13 protein-coding genes and 1 tRNA gene are annotated in these 15,864 nt (G+C 68.0%); 5 read left to right on the plus strand and 9 right to left on the minus strand.

Annotated elements, in window-relative coordinates:
- Together NDW01_RS40215 and qcrB are read left to right on the plus strand one after the other, a co-directional pair.
- A partial coding sequence (locus NDW01_RS40215) for a hypothetical protein (protein WP_252829795.1) occupies positions 1–551 on the plus strand: 551 nt, incomplete at its 5' end.
- A gap of 1,072 nt (positions 552–1,623) precedes the next feature.
- Entirely contained in the window at positions 1,624–3,234 is a 1,611-nt protein-coding gene (qcrB, locus tag NDW01_RS40220) for a cytochrome bc1 complex cytochrome b subunit (RefSeq protein ID WP_252829796.1), read from the plus strand.
- A 12-nt stretch (positions 3,235–3,246) separates the two neighbouring features.
- Here qcrB and ctaD read toward each other — a convergent pair whose 3' ends face one another.
- Together ctaD and NDW01_RS40230 are read right to left on the minus strand one after the other, a co-directional pair.
- Positions 3,247–4,932: an aa3-type cytochrome oxidase subunit I gene (gene ctaD, locus NDW01_RS40225; RefSeq protein ID WP_252829797.1), complete on the minus strand. Its 1,686-nt coding sequence runs from the start codon at positions 4,930–4,932 to the stop codon at positions 3,247–3,249.
- Positions 4,933–5,056: 124 nt separating this feature from the next.
- Positions 5,057–5,953 (minus strand): haloalkane dehalogenase, encoded by an 897-nt coding sequence (locus tag NDW01_RS40230; RefSeq protein WP_252829798.1) that lies wholly within the window; start codon positions 5,951–5,953, stop codon positions 5,057–5,059.
- Positions 5,954–6,078: 125 nt separating this feature from the next.
- On the opposite strand from NDW01_RS40230, the gene NDW01_RS40235 reads away from it, so the two are divergent.
- Positions 6,079–6,432: a PRC-barrel domain-containing protein gene (locus NDW01_RS40235; RefSeq protein WP_252829799.1), complete on the plus strand. Its 354-nt coding sequence runs from the start codon at positions 6,079–6,081 to the stop codon at positions 6,430–6,432.
- On the opposite strand, the gene NDW01_RS40240 is transcribed toward NDW01_RS40235, so the two are convergent.
- Both NDW01_RS40240 and NDW01_RS40245 read right to left on the minus strand, forming a co-directional pair.
- Positions 6,393–6,950, minus strand: a complete 558-nt coding sequence (locus NDW01_RS40240; RefSeq protein WP_252829800.1) for a sigma factor — start codon at positions 6,948–6,950, stop codon at positions 6,393–6,395. The two genes, NDW01_RS40235 and NDW01_RS40240, sit on opposite strands and share 40 nt — an antisense overlap.
- On the minus strand, positions 6,947–7,300 hold the full coding sequence (locus tag NDW01_RS40245; protein WP_252829801.1) for a YciI family protein: 354 nt from the start codon (positions 7,298–7,300) through the stop codon (positions 6,947–6,949). Before NDW01_RS40245 ends, NDW01_RS40240 begins: the two co-directional genes overlap by 4 nt.
- Positions 7,301–8,765: 1,465 nt before the next feature.
- Between NDW01_RS40245 and NDW01_RS40250 the strand changes: the two genes are divergently transcribed.
- Together NDW01_RS40250 and NDW01_RS40255 are read left to right on the plus strand one after the other, a co-directional pair.
- Positions 8,766–9,125 carry a tyrosine-type recombinase/integrase gene (locus NDW01_RS40250; protein WP_252829802.1) on the plus strand — a complete coding sequence of 120 codons (360 nt, stop codon included), beginning with the start codon at positions 8,766–8,768 and terminating at the stop codon, positions 9,123–9,125.
- Between the two features lie 192 nt (positions 9,126–9,317).
- Entirely contained in the window at positions 9,318–10,790 is a 1,473-nt protein-coding gene (locus NDW01_RS40255) for a hypothetical protein (protein ID WP_252829803.1), read from the plus strand.
- Positions 10,791–10,998: 208 nt separating this feature from the next.
- Here the strand turns inward: NDW01_RS40255 and NDW01_RS40260 are convergent.
- The 5 genes from NDW01_RS40260 to NDW01_RS40280 all read right to left on the minus strand — a co-directional run bounded on the left by NDW01_RS40260 (position 10,999) and on the right by NDW01_RS40280 (position 15,666).
- Positions 10,999–11,071, minus strand: a tRNA-Arg gene (locus tag NDW01_RS40260).
- Between the two features lie 186 nt (positions 11,072–11,257).
- Positions 11,258–11,890 (minus strand): tyrosine-type recombinase/integrase, encoded by a 633-nt coding sequence (locus NDW01_RS40265; protein ID WP_252829804.1) that lies wholly within the window; start codon positions 11,888–11,890, stop codon positions 11,258–11,260.
- A 106-nt stretch (positions 11,891–11,996) separates the two neighbouring features.
- A complete protein-coding gene (locus NDW01_RS40270) occupies positions 11,997–12,392 on the minus strand; it encodes a RidA family protein (protein WP_252829805.1) in 396 nt (131 codons plus the stop codon).
- Positions 12,393–13,148: 756 nt separating this feature from the next.
- On the minus strand, positions 13,149–14,687 hold the full coding sequence (locus tag NDW01_RS40275) for a GMC family oxidoreductase (protein ID WP_252829806.1): 1,539 nt from the start codon (positions 14,685–14,687) through the stop codon (positions 13,149–13,151).
- Positions 14,688–14,733: 46 nt separating this feature from the next.
- Positions 14,734–15,666: an aldo/keto reductase gene (locus NDW01_RS40280; protein WP_252829807.1), complete on the minus strand. Its 933-nt coding sequence runs from the start codon at positions 15,664–15,666 to the stop codon at positions 14,734–14,736.
- Positions 15,667–15,864 lie beyond the last annotated feature (198 nt).

Raw genomic sequence — 15,864 nt, forward strand, 5'->3', positions numbered from 1 at the left:
CGATCGATTACCTCTTCCCCAGCCTCCGTGGAGTGGGAGACGACGAGCTCATCGCCCAGCTCGGCCCCGACTACGCAATAGAAAACAGGCACGGGCTTCTGTGGTTCCTCTACCGGCCAACGCGAGCACAGACGCAGCGGCCTCCCGGGGGCACCGGGCCACACGTTTACAGGGCTCTTACCGGTGGCGGGATGGTTACCGGGCTTCGCGAGACGATAGCGGATCGCCAGGCTCAGATCGCTGCTGAGCTGCGCGAGCGATCGGGTGGGGCGGTCGATCCGGTCGCGTTGCGGGCCGCCTACGACCGTGACCCCCAGCTACAGTCGCTGCGAGATGCTTTGGCTTCGTGGACCACCGATCCACACAGCACCGACACCCCGACCATCCTGACTCGCACCGGTACCGAGGACCGCGCCCCGGCTGCGTATATCGACCTCGATCCCAACACCGGCATCTCCTGGGCTTCCAGCACCCTCTGTGCCCTCACGCCTGACGGCGAGCGATCCTGTGTCAGCGTCGCTGTCATCACATCAGGATCGAAATGCCGATAGTCCTTCCGGCCGCCGTGAGCATGACGAACGCGCCACCAGGCGCCATCGGTGGAGTTCGCAGTCTCCACCCCGCGCAGCCGTCCAAAGCGCAACACGACGCGACGCGGTCTGGGCGCGGGTCGACCGGGCCGGCGGCCTGTGCCCGTGCACTGGTCGCCGGGATTCGACCAACCCGACGTGATCATTCTCAGCAGCAACGGCTGCCCGCCGGTACAAAACCGGTCTCCGGAGCGCTCACCCCGCCCTGGTAGCGCTCCAGACCGGCCCCGGACGAGCTACCGGAACAACACATTCACCGTCCGCCGGACCAGCACTCGACCTGTCCACCACGCAGCACTCACTGACCGTCTACCAGCACAAACCCTGGCCACCAGCCGGCACTTTCGCGACCACCCACCGACGCTCGCAGATGTCCGCCAGCAGGCCATATGGGCGGCGGACGCCGAATGTCGGCGTCGTCGCCACAACCGCGACCACTCGTCATGCGGTTTCCAGCCCAGGTGAGGCAGGATGGTCCGGAGAACCACTTGGCGAGGGTGGGGCCGATTCTCGTTCGTCGAACACTCGTCCAAGATCGCGGGCGCTCGTCGCGGAGCGGGAGGCCGGGTAGCCCGGCTGAACGAGCCGAGTGTGATCAACGAGGCGGGAAGACCGTCACGGAGATCAGTCTGGAAGATCTGATCGTTGGCATCGCGGCGTTTACCGTCGCTGTGCGGCGCAGTGACGCCGCTGGCGAGGGCGTGGTTCGGGTGTAGGGCGGCGGCGATCCGGGCCGGATCGCTGCGGCCCGTGAGCACGGCGCGGTCTCGTTGGCCGACGTCGACCACATCGGCGCCGAGCTGACTCGCCTGGATGGAGGCCATGGCCAAAGCGACCCGGCTCGCCAACTCGGCGCTCATACTCACTAAACGCGGCAAGACTCCGTCAATACGCCGGTGACCTGCGTTTTTCCCGACAGTGCCCGGGTACGGGTGACGGCACCTCACCGGCCGGCGCGCCGGTGTACCGGCCGTGGCCCGGGCCGCGGAGGCCCACGGCGGCCGGATCCCTGACGGCGGACGGAGTCGGCGTCGTGGCGGACAAGAGCAATCTGATCTTCCGGGCGGAACGCGCGGTGGACGAACGGGTGGGCAGCGCCTCCTTCCTGCGGCGCAACATCCGGAAGGTCTTCCCCGAGCAGTGGTCCTTCCTGCTCGGCGAGATCGCGCTCTACTCGTTCGTCACGCTCGTTCTGACCGGCGTCTTCCTGACGATGTTCTTCAAGCCGTCGGAGACCGAGGTCGTCTACACCGGGAACTACCCGCAGCTGCGCGGCACCACGATGAGCGAGGCGTACGCCTCGACGGTGCACCTGTCCTTCGACATCCGCGGCGGGCTGCTCGTACGGCAGATCCACCACTGGGCGGCGCTGTTGTTCCTCGCCGCGATCTGCGTCCACCTGATGCGGATCTTCTTCACCGGAGCGTTCCGCAAGCCCCGGGAGATCAACTGGGTGATCGGGACGACCCTGTTCGCGCTGGCCGTCGCGGAGGGGTTCGGCGGCTACTCTCTGCCGGACGACCTGCTGTCCGGGACCGGCCTGCGCATCTTCCAGGGCATCCTGCTGTCCGTGCCGGTGGTGGGGACGTACCTCAGCTTCTTCGTCTTCGGCGGGGAGTTCCCCGGTGATCAGTTCATCCCACGCCTGTTCACGATCCACGTCCTGCTGATCCCCGGCATCCTGATCGCACTCATCGGCGCGCACCTGATGCTCATCTGGCACCAGAAGCACACGCAGTGGCCCGGGCCGAAGAGGACCGAGCACAACGTCGTCGGATCCCCGACCTTCCCGCAGTTCATGTCGCACACGATCGCGTTCTTCCTGTACGTCCTGGGCGCGCTCGCGCTGCTCGGCGGATGGGCGCAGATCAACCCGATCTGGCTGTACGGCCCGTACCGGCCCGACATCGTGTCCACCGGCTCGCAACCGGACTGGTACGTCGGATTCCTCGAGGGGTCCTTGCGGATCATGCCGCGGCTCGCGTTCAGCTTTGCCGGACACAGCGTCGCCCTGAACGTCCTGGTGCCCGCGGTGATCCTCCCCCTGGTGTTCTTCACGCTGATCGGGCTGTACCCGTTCTTCGAGCGCTGGGTGACCGGTGACTCGCGGCCGCACCACCTGTGCGACCGGCCGCGCAACGTCCCCACCCGTACGGCCCTCGGCGTGGCGGCCATCGCCTGGTACGGGAACCTGTGGGCGGCCGGCGGCGACGACGTCATCTCCAAGGTCTTCAAGATCCCGCTGGAGTACACCACGTGGTTCTTCCGCGTGGGCTTCTTCGTCTTCCCCGTGGTCGCGTTCGTCGTCACGCGGCGCATGTGCCTGTGGCTCCAGCGCTCCGACGCCGAAGTGCTCGACGAGGGCGTCGAGAGCGGGACCCTCAAGCGCCTGCCCAGCGGCGCGTACGTCGAGGTCCACGACCGCCCGGAGCCCGAGCAGGCGCTGATCACACGGACCGTTCACCCCGGCGAGCTCGTCAAGCCGATCCCCGACCACCTCATCCCGCTGCCGACGCCGGGCCGCGTCCTCGCGCAACTCCGCGCCCGCCTCAACCACGCGTACGTGGACTACACCGCCGAGATGCCCACCCCGGACGAGCGCCGTGAACTGGAGAGACGGCAGGACGGGGACGGCAGGACCTAGCCCGCCCCGTCGTCAGTGCGGCTGTTCGATGCCCTTGATCTCCTCCTGGCCCTCGTGGCCCAGGAGCGGGTAGTGCAGGTCGACGGCCGGCCGGTCGGAGCGGATCTTGGCGATGGCGCGGAAGTTGTGGCGAGGCGGGGGGCAGGAGGTCGCCCACTCCAGCGAGCCGCCGAAGCCCCAGGGGTCGTCGACGGTGACGCGCGGCGCCGAGCGGTGGGTCAGGTAGACGTTCCACAGGAACGCCAGGGTGGAGGCACCCAGAATGAACGCGCCGATCGAGGAGACCATGTTGAGCGCGGCGAAGCGGTGGGGGTAGTCGGCGTAGCGGCGGGCCATGCCCTCGGCCCCGAGCCAGTGCTGGACGAGGAACGTCATTTGGAAACCGACGAACAACGTCCAGAAGTGGATTTTGCCCCAGGTCTCGTTGAGCATCTTGCCGGTCATCTTCGGCCACCAGAAGTAGAACCCGGCGAAGGTCGCGAACACCACCGTCCCGAACAGGACGTAGTGCATGTGGCCGACGACGAAGTAGGAGTCGGTGAGGTGGAAGTCCAGGGCCGGGGAGGCCAGGATGACCCCGGTCAGCCCGCCGAACAGGAACGTCACTAGGAACCCGATGGCGAACAGCATCGGGGTGTCCAGGTGCAGGTGCCCCTTCCACATGGTCCCGATCCAGTTGAAGAACTTGATGCCGGTCGGAATGGCGATGAGGAAGGACATGAAGGAGAAGAACGGCAGGAGCACCTGGCCGGTGGCGAACATGTGGTGCGCCCAGACCGTCATCGACAGGCCGGTGATCGCGATCGTCGCCCCGACCATCCCGATGTAGCCGAAGACCGGTTTGCGGGAGAAGACGGGGATCACCTCGGTGATGATCCCGAAGAACGGCAACGCGACGATGTAGACCTCCGGATGGCCGAAGAACCAGAACAGGTGCTGCCAGAGCATCGCCCCGTTGTGGGCGGGGTCGTACACGTGCGCGCCCAGGCGGCGGTCGGCCTCGACGGCGAACAGGGCGGCGGTCAGGACGGGGAAGGCCATCAGGACCAGGATGCTGGTGAACAGGCTGTTCCAGGTGAAGATCGGCATCCGGAACATCGTCATGCCCGGTGCCCGCATGCAGATGATCGTGGTGATCAGGTTGACGCTGGTCAGGATCGTGCCCATGCCCGACAGGATCAGCCCCATCGCCCACAGGTCACCGCCGACGCCCGGCGAGCGGACCTGGCCCGCGAGAGGCTGGTAGGCGAACCAGCCGAACGCCGCGGCCCCGTCGGGCGCCAGGAACCCGGCGATCACCATCAGCCCGCCGAACGCGAACAGGTAGTAGCTGAGCGCGTTGAGGCGGGGGAAGGCGACGTCGGGCGCGCCGATCTGCAACGGCACCAGGACGTTGGCGAACCCGGCGAAGGTGGGCGTGGCGAACAGCAGCAGCATCACCGTGCCGTGGATCGTGAACAGCTGGTTGTACATGTGGCGACGCATGATCTGCAGGCCCGGCTGGAGCAGCTCCGCCCGCATCATCATCGCCATCAGCCCGCCGGCCAGGAAGAACGCGAACGACGTCACCAGATAGAGGTAGCCGACCATCTTGTGATCGGTGGTGCCGAGCACGTCCCCGATCCGCCGGCCGAGCGAGTGCCGGGCCAGCACCTCGCCGGTCGGAGTACGGACCTGTGGTTCCTCGACCGTGGCCATGCCACCCTCCCCCTGGGCGTGAACGGCTAAATCGGTCACTGTTGGCCTATCCACCCCAGAGAACCCGAAAACCGTACTGGAACCGGGCATTTCCGCAGGTCGCCCGCCCATGGCTGCCGGGCTGTCAGGTGCGCGCGATGAAGTCGGCGACGACCCGTGCCAGCCCCTCCCCCTTGTCCTCCTGGACGAAGTGGCCGCCGCCCGCGATCGTCACGTGCGGCTGCCCCTCGGTGCCGGGGACCCGGCCGAGGAACTGCCGCTCGGTCCCACGCGTGATCGGGTCGCCGTCGCCGAACGCGCACAGGAACGGCCGGTCGTACCGCAGCAGTGCCTCCCAGGCGCGGGTGTTCGCCTCGTTGGACGGGTCGTCGGGGGACGTCGGCACCAGCGACGGCAGGGTCCGCGCACCGGCCTTGTACGAGTCGTCCGGGAAGGGCGCGTCGTACGCGGCGGTCACCTCGTCGGACAGCCGGTCGACGCAGCCGCCGGAGACGATCCTGCCGATCTGGAAGTCCGGCGCCGTCTGGGAGAACCGCTGCCAGGCCATGAACGCCTCACCGAGCGGCTGGTCGCCCGTCGGCAACCCCGTGTTGGACACGACGACCCGCGCGAATCGCTCGGGTCGCGCCGCCACCAGCCGGAGGCCGACCAGACCACCCCAGTCCTGGCAGAAAAGGGTGATGTCCCGCAGGTCCAACCGATCGAAGACGACCTCGCTCATCCAGTCCACCAGCCGCTGGTAGCTGTAGTCGGCCGGGTCGGCGGGCTTGTCGGAGCGGCCGAACCCCACGAGATCCGGCGCGACGCACCGGTGACCGGCGGCCGTGAGCCCCGGGATCATCTTCCGGTACAGGTAGGACCACGTCGGCTCGCCGTGCAGCAGGAGCACCGGCGCCGTACCGGCCGGCCCCTCGTCGAGATAGTGGACCCGGAGCCCGTCGGACGTCTCCGCGTAGTGCGGCTCGAACGGGAATCCGGGAAGCGAGGCGAACCTCTCGTCCGGAGTGCGCAGGATCTTCATGCCGGACCTCCAGGAGCACGACTTGGCCAAACCATTGCACGGCGCGCGACTGGAACACCACCCAGGGGGCAGGCCCGTCGTAGACGTACCTCCGGTAGATCCGTCCACCAGGGAGGAGCGGCAGGATGCTGGAAGCACAGGACATCCGCGAATGGCGCGGCCACGACGTGGTGGATGCGAACCGCAAGAAGATCGGCAAATTGGAGGCCGTGTACGTCGACACCCGCACCGATCAGCCGTCATTCGCGACGGTTCAGGTGGGCCTGCCCACCCGTCACCGGCTGGTGTTCGTGCCCTTGGCCGATGCCACGGTCGGCCCCGACTATCTCCGTGTCGCCTGCACGCGCGACCGGATCAAGGACGCTCCGTCGATCGGCACCGACGGAGAACTGCTCGCCCAGGACGAAGAGGCCGTCTTCACCCACTACGACCTGCCCTATCAGGCGGAGCCGACCGAGCGATGGCTGGCTCGGCGATAGGCCCGTGACGGAGGCCCATCACCGACCGGTGAGTTCGTCCAGCCTTCGCTCGAACGTCGCGCGCTCCGGCCGGTCGCCGACGAGGTCGAGGGCGGCCCGGTAGGCGGCGGCCGCCTGCGCAGCATCAGCCCGGTCTGCGACTCCAGGGACAGCGCCGGGTGGCAGCAGGTGAAGAACAGTCGCAGCCGCTCGTCGGGGATGTCGTCGAAGCCGGACTCCGCGGGCGCCGCGGCGGCCCGGTCGCTCTCCACCTGCAGTTCGGCCAGGCGTGCCGCGTACGTGCGGTCGCGCCGGATCCGGTCGAGCGCCTTGCGGCGGGCCGTGGTCAGCAGCCACGCCAGTGGCCTGCCGGGCACCCCGTCGACCGGCCACCGCTCCAACGCGACCTCGATCGCCTCGGAGATGACCTCCTCGGCGAGATCGAGGTCCCCGAACCGGGCGGCGAGCAGGGCGAGCAGCCGGCTCCGGTCCTCGCGGAACACCGCCTCCACGGAGTCGGCCGCTCGCTGCTCCTTCACGCCTGATCCGGCTCCCAGACCGTACGGACCTCGACGGTGCCGTGCCGCGCCCCGGGACAGCGAGCCGCCCAGTCCAGCGCGGCGTCGAGGTCGGGGACATCGATCAGGTAGTACCCGCCGACGATCTCCCGCGTCTCGGCGAACGGCCCGTCGGTCACGACGCGCTCGCCGTTCGCCCGCACCCGTACGGTCGTCGCGGTCGAGATGTCCAGGGCCTCGCTGCCGAGCTTGACCCCCGCATCGGTGACGGCCTTCTCGAACGCCAGGTACTCCTCCACGGTCGGCCCCTCGGCCGGCCGTTCCTCGGTCGACTCCGGCGACGGCGTGTTGATCAGCAACAGGTACTTCACTGTGCGCTCCTCGTGAATCGGGTCAGGTCGCGCAGATATGACGAACGACCGTACCGAGAATCGACACCACGCCCAGAGAAAGTTCACCAGGTCGCATGCCCGGTGCAGCGTGCCCGGTGCGGCCAAGCGAGGCAGGCCTGAGCAGCCGGCTGCTTAATTGGGCACGGCCGGAGCGCACCCGACTTGTAGTGTTCGGTCATGGGTTCGGGCCGTCGCAGGAGACCATTGACCGTCGCCCTTCTCGTCTTGTCCGGGCTGCTGGTCGCTGCATCGGCGACTGCGCTCGCCCTGAGCGGCACGAAGCGGTCAAGCGCTTGGCACCAGGGGTACTCGGCTGGACGGAGCGCTGGTGCGCGAATCGGCCGGACAATGCCTCGCGGGAACTCCGGTGACGCTTCGCAAGGAATCACGATGGGTTGCATAATGGCGTCGTCTTCGCTGGGCGCACCGCCTGACCCTGGACCAGACGGCGGCTCCTACCCACCGCTCCCGCACGGCATCAGGAGCAGCACCGCAAAGACCAAGGACTACCGAGCCGGCTGGGCGAAGGGATGCGAGTATTCGCTGCACCATCGTTGACCAGTCCACTGAGCCGTGCGCGTCTTGGCGGCCTGGCCCCTGCCACCCCGGGAGCCGAGATATCCGACGAGACGGGTACTCCCGCACCGTCAGGGCCGTTGCCCCCGAGCTTCAAACGGGTCAGCGACGGGACGGAAATGGTGAGCTCCGTGCTGCCCGGCGACTGGAAGCCCGTGAACAAGGGGGATCTGCCGGGCAAGCTTGTCGCTGCGCCGTCGCCTTCTACGACTTCGGCGTCGAAGCCACGGTCGTCGGCCGGCTTCGTAACGAACGCATCGTTACGTGGGGCCATCCTGGGTAAATCCCGCGTGGTCGATGGCCGCTCGGACGGCGGATCGTAGCTTCGCTCACACACCGGCCTATGCCTACACCGTCCTGAAGCGAGGCGGCGGCTTCCTCATTTCCTCAGAGAAGCGGCCCATCCGGTGAGGGGTACTCGCCGATTTTCTTGGACTACAGCATGATCACCGTGTCCGGTGTAACGCGGCGGCCCGCCGGCGGGGTCCGCCGGACGACGACCCAGTGCCGGTCCCAGATCAGCAGGCGACCCTGACCGTCGCGTCTTCCTCGCGCAGGTTGTAGAGCCCGGCAGCCTGCATCGTGTCCTGCGCGAGCTGATGATTCTTCCCGACGACAGCAGGGATCTTGATGAGCTTGCCGTGTGCCTGCGTTGGCGTGGATGCTGTCGAGGCCTTCGGCGTCGCGGAAGCGGCAGGGGCCGTGACCGTTACCGTCGCCGCCGGCGGGGGGACCGCCGGAGTCGAGGCCGCTTCGCTTCTACGGCGAGGGTGAGGGCAGCTGCGGCGGTGATGAGAGCGCGGATGCGCATGGTGTTGGTTCCCCGTTCATGCGTGGTTGCCTAGGAGGAGACGCGCGCCGGGGTTACGTGGACGCCCAGGGGAGGATCCTCCGCGAACATCTCGAGGAGTTCGGGGCGGCCGAGGATGGCCGGCTGTTCCGTACCTCGACCGGTGGCACGGTGTCCGCATCGATCGTTTGGCGCGTCTGCCAGGATGCCCGAACCATCGGCCTGTCCCCCGAGCAAGTGGTCACGCCGCTGGCCGATCGGCCGTATGACCTTCGGCACGCGTGCGCGACGCTGCTCCTCAACGCCGGCGTCCCGCCCAAGGAGGTCGCCCGGCGGCTGGGCCACAGTGTCGAGGTCCTGTGGAAGGTCTACGCGGGATGCCTCGACGGCGACGAGGAACGGATCAACCGCATGATCGAAAAGGCGCTCGCCGCGTGAGGGGCGCTGCGGTGACAGGGCTCCGGGTCTTCCCGGAGCCCTTGGCTCGCCATCCACTTCAGCCGTATGCATATTGCGATCACCACGGGACGTCTACCGCAGTTCTTCTTAGGGCGGCGGCGGGACTCTGTCCATTGTCGATCGCACTCGAAGCGGGCGAAACTGTCACCGATCCGTGGGACGCTGGCAACTGTGAAGCAGGCTGATCTCCGAGTCGGAGACGAGTACGCACTTCCGACTTACAAGCCGTACGACGCCGCTCCTCTGGCGGCACGCGTTCGCATCCTGTCCATCGACGGCGGCGGCAAGGTGACCGTGCAGGTGGTGAACCCAGGAACGAACCCCCCGAAGAATGCATGGGACGCCCGACCGGTAAAGCGAAACGAACAGCGGCAGGTCGCTACACGCGACATCGTCTGTCCCTGGGCGGAGTGGGCCGACCGAGCTGCGTCCATCGGTGCGGAGCGTGAAGCTAAGGCCGCGGAACGGCGGGCGTGGCACGACGAATACAAACGACGCCGTACCGATCGCTTGTTTGTTGACCCCGAACGCGCTCTGCCAGAGGAGTATGACGAGGAAGACTTCGACGTGGAGAGGGATATCGAGGAGCGCGCCGCGCTTTGTGAGGCGTACATCAAGGCGCGCGGGCTTGGTCCGTATGCAACCGTCGACGAGTTGAAGCCGCTGTTGGTAGATCTCCCTGTCCCGGTTCTGCGAGACATCCTCGCCACTGAGGCGCATCAGCCTGGGGCACCTGGCACTGTCGCTTCCACCTTCGTGCGTGCTGCGAAGCTTCTCGAAGTTGCTCGTATCGCATCGCGGGATCGGCAGGGTCGCCCGCCCCGTGCGCTCCCCCAGCCCGGCGATCTGCTCGGCGAGTCTGATATCGCGTTCGTCAACGCAGTCCGCGACAGCGTCACGGCCTCCGGGGGCGAACTTCTGCTACCACCGGTGCCCGCTCTGCCAGAGTGGGTTGATGAGGAAGACCGAGCCGTGGCTCCCCTGCTCGGCTGGCTCCGCCTGGCCGTGGGCGACACCAGTGGCGAGCGATTGCACTCACCCGGCTGCTATTCCGTGCAATCCCGCCCGGTGTTGCTGACCGAGCACATGCCGTGGTGGCTGGTGATGCTTGAGGGCTGGCGGCGCCTATGCGGCCGATGCGGTGGGCCGAGTGTACGGGACCTTCTTCCCTTGGCGGGATTCGTCGCTGCGGTCGATGTATGGCGGGACCGTGGACGGAACCGGATCGAACGCTGGCAGCAAGCAGCGTTCCAACGCCTGCTCGTCGCGAGCGCCGCAGCCCGGGCGCAGATGATGGAGCCGGACATTACCCTGGCCTGGCGAATCGTCGCAGCCCTGATCGAGAACGCCCCTGCTGAGGAGGGCTGGGCGGCGTACACCGTAGTGACGGCGACGGACTGGAACTACAAACGCAAGGAACTTGAAAAGCTAACGCCACAGCAGCGGGAGGCAGCGCGCGCTCTCGTACGCGACCGGCTGAGCACGCTGGAGAGTGCGCTGCCGCCGTCACAGCGGCCGCTCCCGTTGCCGCAGGCCGTCGACGCCAAGGTCTTGGGCCAGCGCTACAGGCACCTACACAAACTTCTCGAGGACTCGGTGCCGCAACTGGACCGGCTCTTGTTCACCCTGCCGGGCGCGGTCTGACCACCGTCACGGCGACATGGGCTCCGGTTCATCCCGGGGCCCTTCGCTTTTCTGGGGCTGACCTGGGCTGATGCCTCCAGTTTCATCCCGCGTATATCCCGCAACCACCGGCTGAGGGGTGCTTTCGGTGGCATACGGCTGCACACATGCGAAACCCCGGCGACCTGTGTTGGTGCTGGTCAGCCGGGGTTTTCCTTGATCAGGTGGGTGCCCCCGGCAGGATTCGAACCTGCGGCACACGGTTTAGGAAACCGTTGCTCTATCCCCTGAGCTACGAGGGCTTGACCTGCGACGAAGCTTAGTCCTCCGGAGACGCTGACCGCTGCTGGCCCGCGTATGGCCCGCGATCTCCGGTTGGTCCGTGCTGGCCCGCGAGACAGACTAGCGCGCCGGAGGCTCCCGCACCCAACGAGAACGGCCCCTGACTTGATCGTCAGGGGCCGAGACCTACGCGGCGAGCGCATGATTCATCCGTTGGTTGGCTGTTCGCTCGTCGCCGTCGATGCAACTGGCGTAGATCTTGAGCAGGACATCAACGCCGTGGCCAGCCGGTCTGGCGACCTCGGTGGCAGGGCCCCGGCATTGAGCCAGAGTGAAACTCCCGCGTGTCGGAGATCGTACGGGCGGCCGGCGATCGGCGACTCGGCCCGCGACGGTGGCAAGCCGAGCTTGCGCGCCTGCTCCCACACCAGCCAGTACGCCGAGGAGCCGACCGGCCCACCGCTGGAGGTACGGAAGAGACGGCCGCCCGGACCAACGCCGTATGTCTCGATGCGCGCGCGAAGCATGGTGACCGATTCCGGCGGGATCGGCACCACGCGGATCTCATTCCTGGCCCGCCACTTCAAGCCTCGCTCCTGGCGGTAACGCCCGTCATCGGTCCATGCCTTGCCCGCTTGCGGCTCCGACGCAGACAAGATCAGCTTGCCCCATCCGTCCTCAGGCAGTTCGCAGTCCTGCTCACACAGGGCCACCGCCTCAGACGGCCGCAGCGCGGCGAAGTACAGCAGGGCGAAGAAGGCCGCCGGGTGAAGCCCGCGTGTCCGGCCGACGTAGCTGACGGCGGTCAGCAGCTCCCGGACCTGGTCGACGCGGTGCACGGTAGTCAGTGGTTGAGGTGGAAGCCGGGTCATCCCCTCTGCCGACGCCCAGGCGAAGCCAAGCAGACCAGGGGCGAGGGGATGACCCGGCAAGGGAGCCGAACGCTCAGCTCCGCCTCACCGCCACCGCTTCCAACTCAACAAGTTGATCGGGGTAACCGAGCACGGCGACGCCGAGAAGGGTGCTCGGCGCATCGTGTTCGCCGAACGCTGCACTGATCTCTTCCCATGCAGCTACAAGATCGGTGCGTGCGGAGGATGCCACATAGATCGTCGTTTTGAGCACGTCGGTGATGCTGGACCCGCTAGCGGTCAGGGCTTCGCGGAGGTTGAGGATGCATTGCTGCGCCTGAAGCCTGATGTCCCCGACCCCTACGGTCGCCCCGTCCTTATCCAGCGGGCATGCACCAGCGGCGTACACCAGCGAGTCGGGCGAAGCAACGGACGCGTACGCATACGGCGCATCGCAAAGACCGGCGACGCGGATAAGTTCAACACTCATGATCCGAGGATGGCGGGGCCTCAGGCATACCGTCGAGCGGTTATCGAGCCCACGGCGCGCGTCAGTTGATCGCGCAGATCAGCCGCGCCTGAGGAGCACACCGGAACGGTGCATCTGGCCCGCGTATGGCCCGCGAACGGTGGCACACGGCTGCATACGATGATCGCCCATGACACTCGACAGCACAGCGTTGCCGTATCTCCTGAGCTACGAGGGCTTGACGCTGGTCAGAGCCCCGCGGAGCCGCTGGGTCGTCCGCTGCACCGGGCCGCCTTCGATCCCGCATAGAAGGGCTGCACGGAGCCCGGTGGCCTGAGTCGATGCCAGTCGCGGTCGGCGAAGTCAGGCTGCGGTGCGTGGCCCGTCGTCGGCCTGGTCGCGGAGGCTCCGCAGCCGCCATGGCACCACGTATCCCGGACGTCGACGTTGACGACGTCGGAGGCGGGCGATCGAGGGCAGGGCGATATCTGTGTAATGATCGCGGCAGCGGGCCGCGCGCGCCGTCGACTCGGCACCCGGCCTGCGACTCCCGCTGGCGCTTCCGCTCCGGCCGGGCTGGTAAACCGGTCGGCCGGCGCGGATCACAGCGCATCCCCCGGGCCGCCGAGTCGTCAGACGGTCAACAAGGGATGGCGCTGTTCGCGGTGTGACGGCTGAGTCAGGCGGGTGGGCGCCTCCGTCGGGGGCGCTCCCGCTCCGGGATGGCCGCAGCACGGGCTTGGCCAGGTCGGGGTCGGCGCGGCGCTGACCGCTTGTTCACCGCCCGTGCCCGTGAGCCAGCCGTATCAGTTCCGCGGCCCGCTCGGCGATGGCGTAGACCGTGGCGTTGGTGTTGGCCGAGACGATGGACGGCATCACGGACGCGTCGGCGACCCGCAGCCCGCTGACGCCGTGCACCCGCAGTTCGGGATCGACCACCGCCATGTCGTCGGTCCCGATCCGGCAGGTGCCCACCGGGTGATTGCAGGACACGACCGCCGCGGTGGCGTAGGCGCGCAGCGCCGCGTCATCCCCGGCGTCGAGGCCCGGTGCGATTTCCTGCGCGAGCCAGGGCTTCAGGGCTCTGGCCTGCGGGATGTCCCGGGCTATCCGCAGGCCCCTGATGATGGCGTCGAGGTCGCGGGGGTCGGCCAGGTAGCGCGGGGATACCACGGGCGCCGCGTCCGGGCTAGCGCTGGCCAGCCGGACCGTTCCCCGGCTGAACGGCTGCATCAGCGAGGTGAGGAGCACGAGGAGCGCCTGCGGCCCGCTATTGCCGGGCGAAGGCACCGGAACTTCGGAGAATGCGATCTGCAGGTCGGGGTAGCCCACATCCGGACCGCTGCGCAGCAGGCCCAGTACCTCAGCGCGGTTGAACCTTCCCGCCGGCAGCGGCCGGCCAGGGGCGTAGACCATGCTGACGCCCGGATGATCCTGCAGGTTCTCACCGACACCCTGCAGGTCCGCGACCACCTCGATGCCGTGCGGGCGGAGCGCTGCAGCAGGGCCGATCCCCGAGCGCAGCAGCAGCTGAGCCGACCCGATGGCGCCCGCGGCGAGCACCACCTCTCCCGTACACCCGGCCCGGACCAGCTCGCCGCCCGCGCTGTACTCGACGCCGGCACAGCGATCCCGGTTCACCAGGACACGGTGGACGAGCGCCCCGGTCACGACACGGAGGTTGCCGCGACTCGTGGCCGGCGCCAGGTACGCATCGACGGCGCTCTGGCGGCGGCCCGCGACGATGTTCAGGTCCGGCAGGCCGAAGCCCTCCTCCAGCCCGCCGCTGATGTCGTCCGCCCGAGGATGCCCCGCTTCCACGGCCCCTTCGAGCCATGCCTCGAATTCCGGGCCCGGCGGGTCCGCCGGGGCAACGGTCAGCGGTCCGGACGTGCCGCGGACCGCGGGATCACGGTCCGCAGCGGTCTCGGTGCGCCTGAAGTACGGCAGCAGGTCAGCGAAGCCCCACCCCGTGGCGCCCGATTCAGCCCACCGGTCGTAACTGGACCGGTGGCCGCGCACGAAGATCATGGTGTTGATCGCCGACGAGCCGCCCAGCACCCGGCCGCGCCGGATCGGATCGGTGGAGCCGGCGATCGGCTGGCCCGGCGGGACCCCGCCGGTGATGGCCGGGGATCGCCACAGAGACATCCACGCCTGCGGATCGCCCGCGTTCGCGGGGGGCGCGGCCGCTCCTTCCTCCAGCAAGAGCACCGACGCCCGGGGGTCCTCGGAAAGACGGGCTGCCAGTACGCAGCCGGCCGTCCCGCCGCCTACGACCACGAAATCGAAACTGTCCACCTCGGACTCCTCCATCCGCAAATGTGAATACCATACGGAAATGCCGGTAAAAGAGGGCGGATCACGTGCTGGGGACACGGGCGGACACGTCGTCGAGCGCGGAGCGCTGGCCGGCGGCCAGCTCAAAGCGGGTGAAGGCCGTCATCGAAGTGAGCTGGCCGACCGTGCGAGCGCTGGCGATCGGGGCCACCACGCCCGGGCGTCCGCACAGCCAGGCAAGCGCAACGGCCGCCGGGGTCGTGCCGTGCTCGCGGGCGATGTCCTCAAGAACACCGACGACGGTGAGCCCGGCTTCGCTGTAGAAGCCATGCGCCATGTACTGGCGGATGCCGCCGGCCACGTCGGGCTCGGCTCGGTACTTGCCGGTGAGGAAGCCGCCGGCCAGAGCCTGGTAGGGCAGAACCGCGAGATTCTCGGCGGCGACGACCGGGGCGATGTCCCGCTCGTAGGGGTCGCGCTTGACCAGGTTGTACAGCGGCTGCACCGCTACGGGCACCGCGTAGCCCTCCCGGTGGGCAATGGTGATCCATTCCCGGATGCGCTCGCCGCTGTAGTTGGACACGCCGATCGCGCGGACCTTACCGGCCCGGACCAGCGCGTCGAATGCCTCGGCGGTCTCTTGCAGCGGCACATCAGGATCGTCGTAGTGAGCCCAGTACAGGTCGATGTAGTCGGTCCCTAGCCGCTTCAGTGAGGCATCCGCGGCAGCCTCGACATTGGCGGCGGACAGGCCGGCGAACTCCGGGTGCTGGCTGACCTTGGTGCCGATAACGACCCGGCCGCGGTTGCGGCGGGCGGCCATCCACGCACCGATGATGGTTTCGGACTCGCCGCCGGAATTGCCCGGCACGAAGGCCGAATAACTGTCGGAGGTGTCGATGAGGTTGCCGCCGGCATCGAGGAAGCCGTCCAGGACCCGCCGGGAGGTGATCTCGTCACTGGTCCAGCCGAACGTGCTTCCGCCCAGTGCGAGCGGGTACACGTCGATGCCCAATCCTCTGATGGTCACTTTCGCCCTTTCAAGCGGTCAGCGGCGCCGGGATACAGGACCTCGCCGGCTCGGTCACCTACGGCATCACTGTCGTCAAGACGGCCGGCAGCAGACAGCCCATGGGGTGCCCATCCGCTGCCCATCCGATCGGTGGCCGACCCGCCCGCGGCCGGAGCCGTTCCACCGGAGCGCACGAGGCCG

The organism is Actinoallomurus soli (assembly GCF_024055715.1).
In the GTDB taxonomy this organism is placed as follows: Bacteria; Actinomycetota; Actinomycetes; order Streptosporangiales; family Streptosporangiaceae; genus Actinoallomurus; species Actinoallomurus soli.

Bases quoted from the DNA above. Each gene is read 5' to 3' on its own strand.
- NDW01_RS40275 (WP_252829806.1), bottom strand. From the start codon at position 14,687: ATGGAGGAGTCCGAGGTGGACAGTTTCGATTTCGTGGTCGTAGGCGGC.
- ctaD (WP_252829797.1), bottom strand. From the start codon at position 4,932: ATGGCCACGGTCGAGGAACCACAGGTCCGTACTCCGACCGGCGAGGTG.
- NDW01_RS40270 (WP_252829805.1), bottom strand. From the start codon at position 12,392: ATGAGTGTTGAACTTATCCGCGTCGCCGGTCTTTGCGATGCGCCGTAT.
- NDW01_RS40235 (WP_252829799.1), top strand. From the start codon at position 6,079: ATGCTGGAAGCACAGGACATCCGCGAATGGCGCGGCCACGACGTGGTG.
- NDW01_RS40230 (WP_252829798.1), bottom strand. From the start codon at position 5,953: ATGAAGATCCTGCGCACTCCGGACGAGAGGTTCGCCTCGCTTCCCGGA.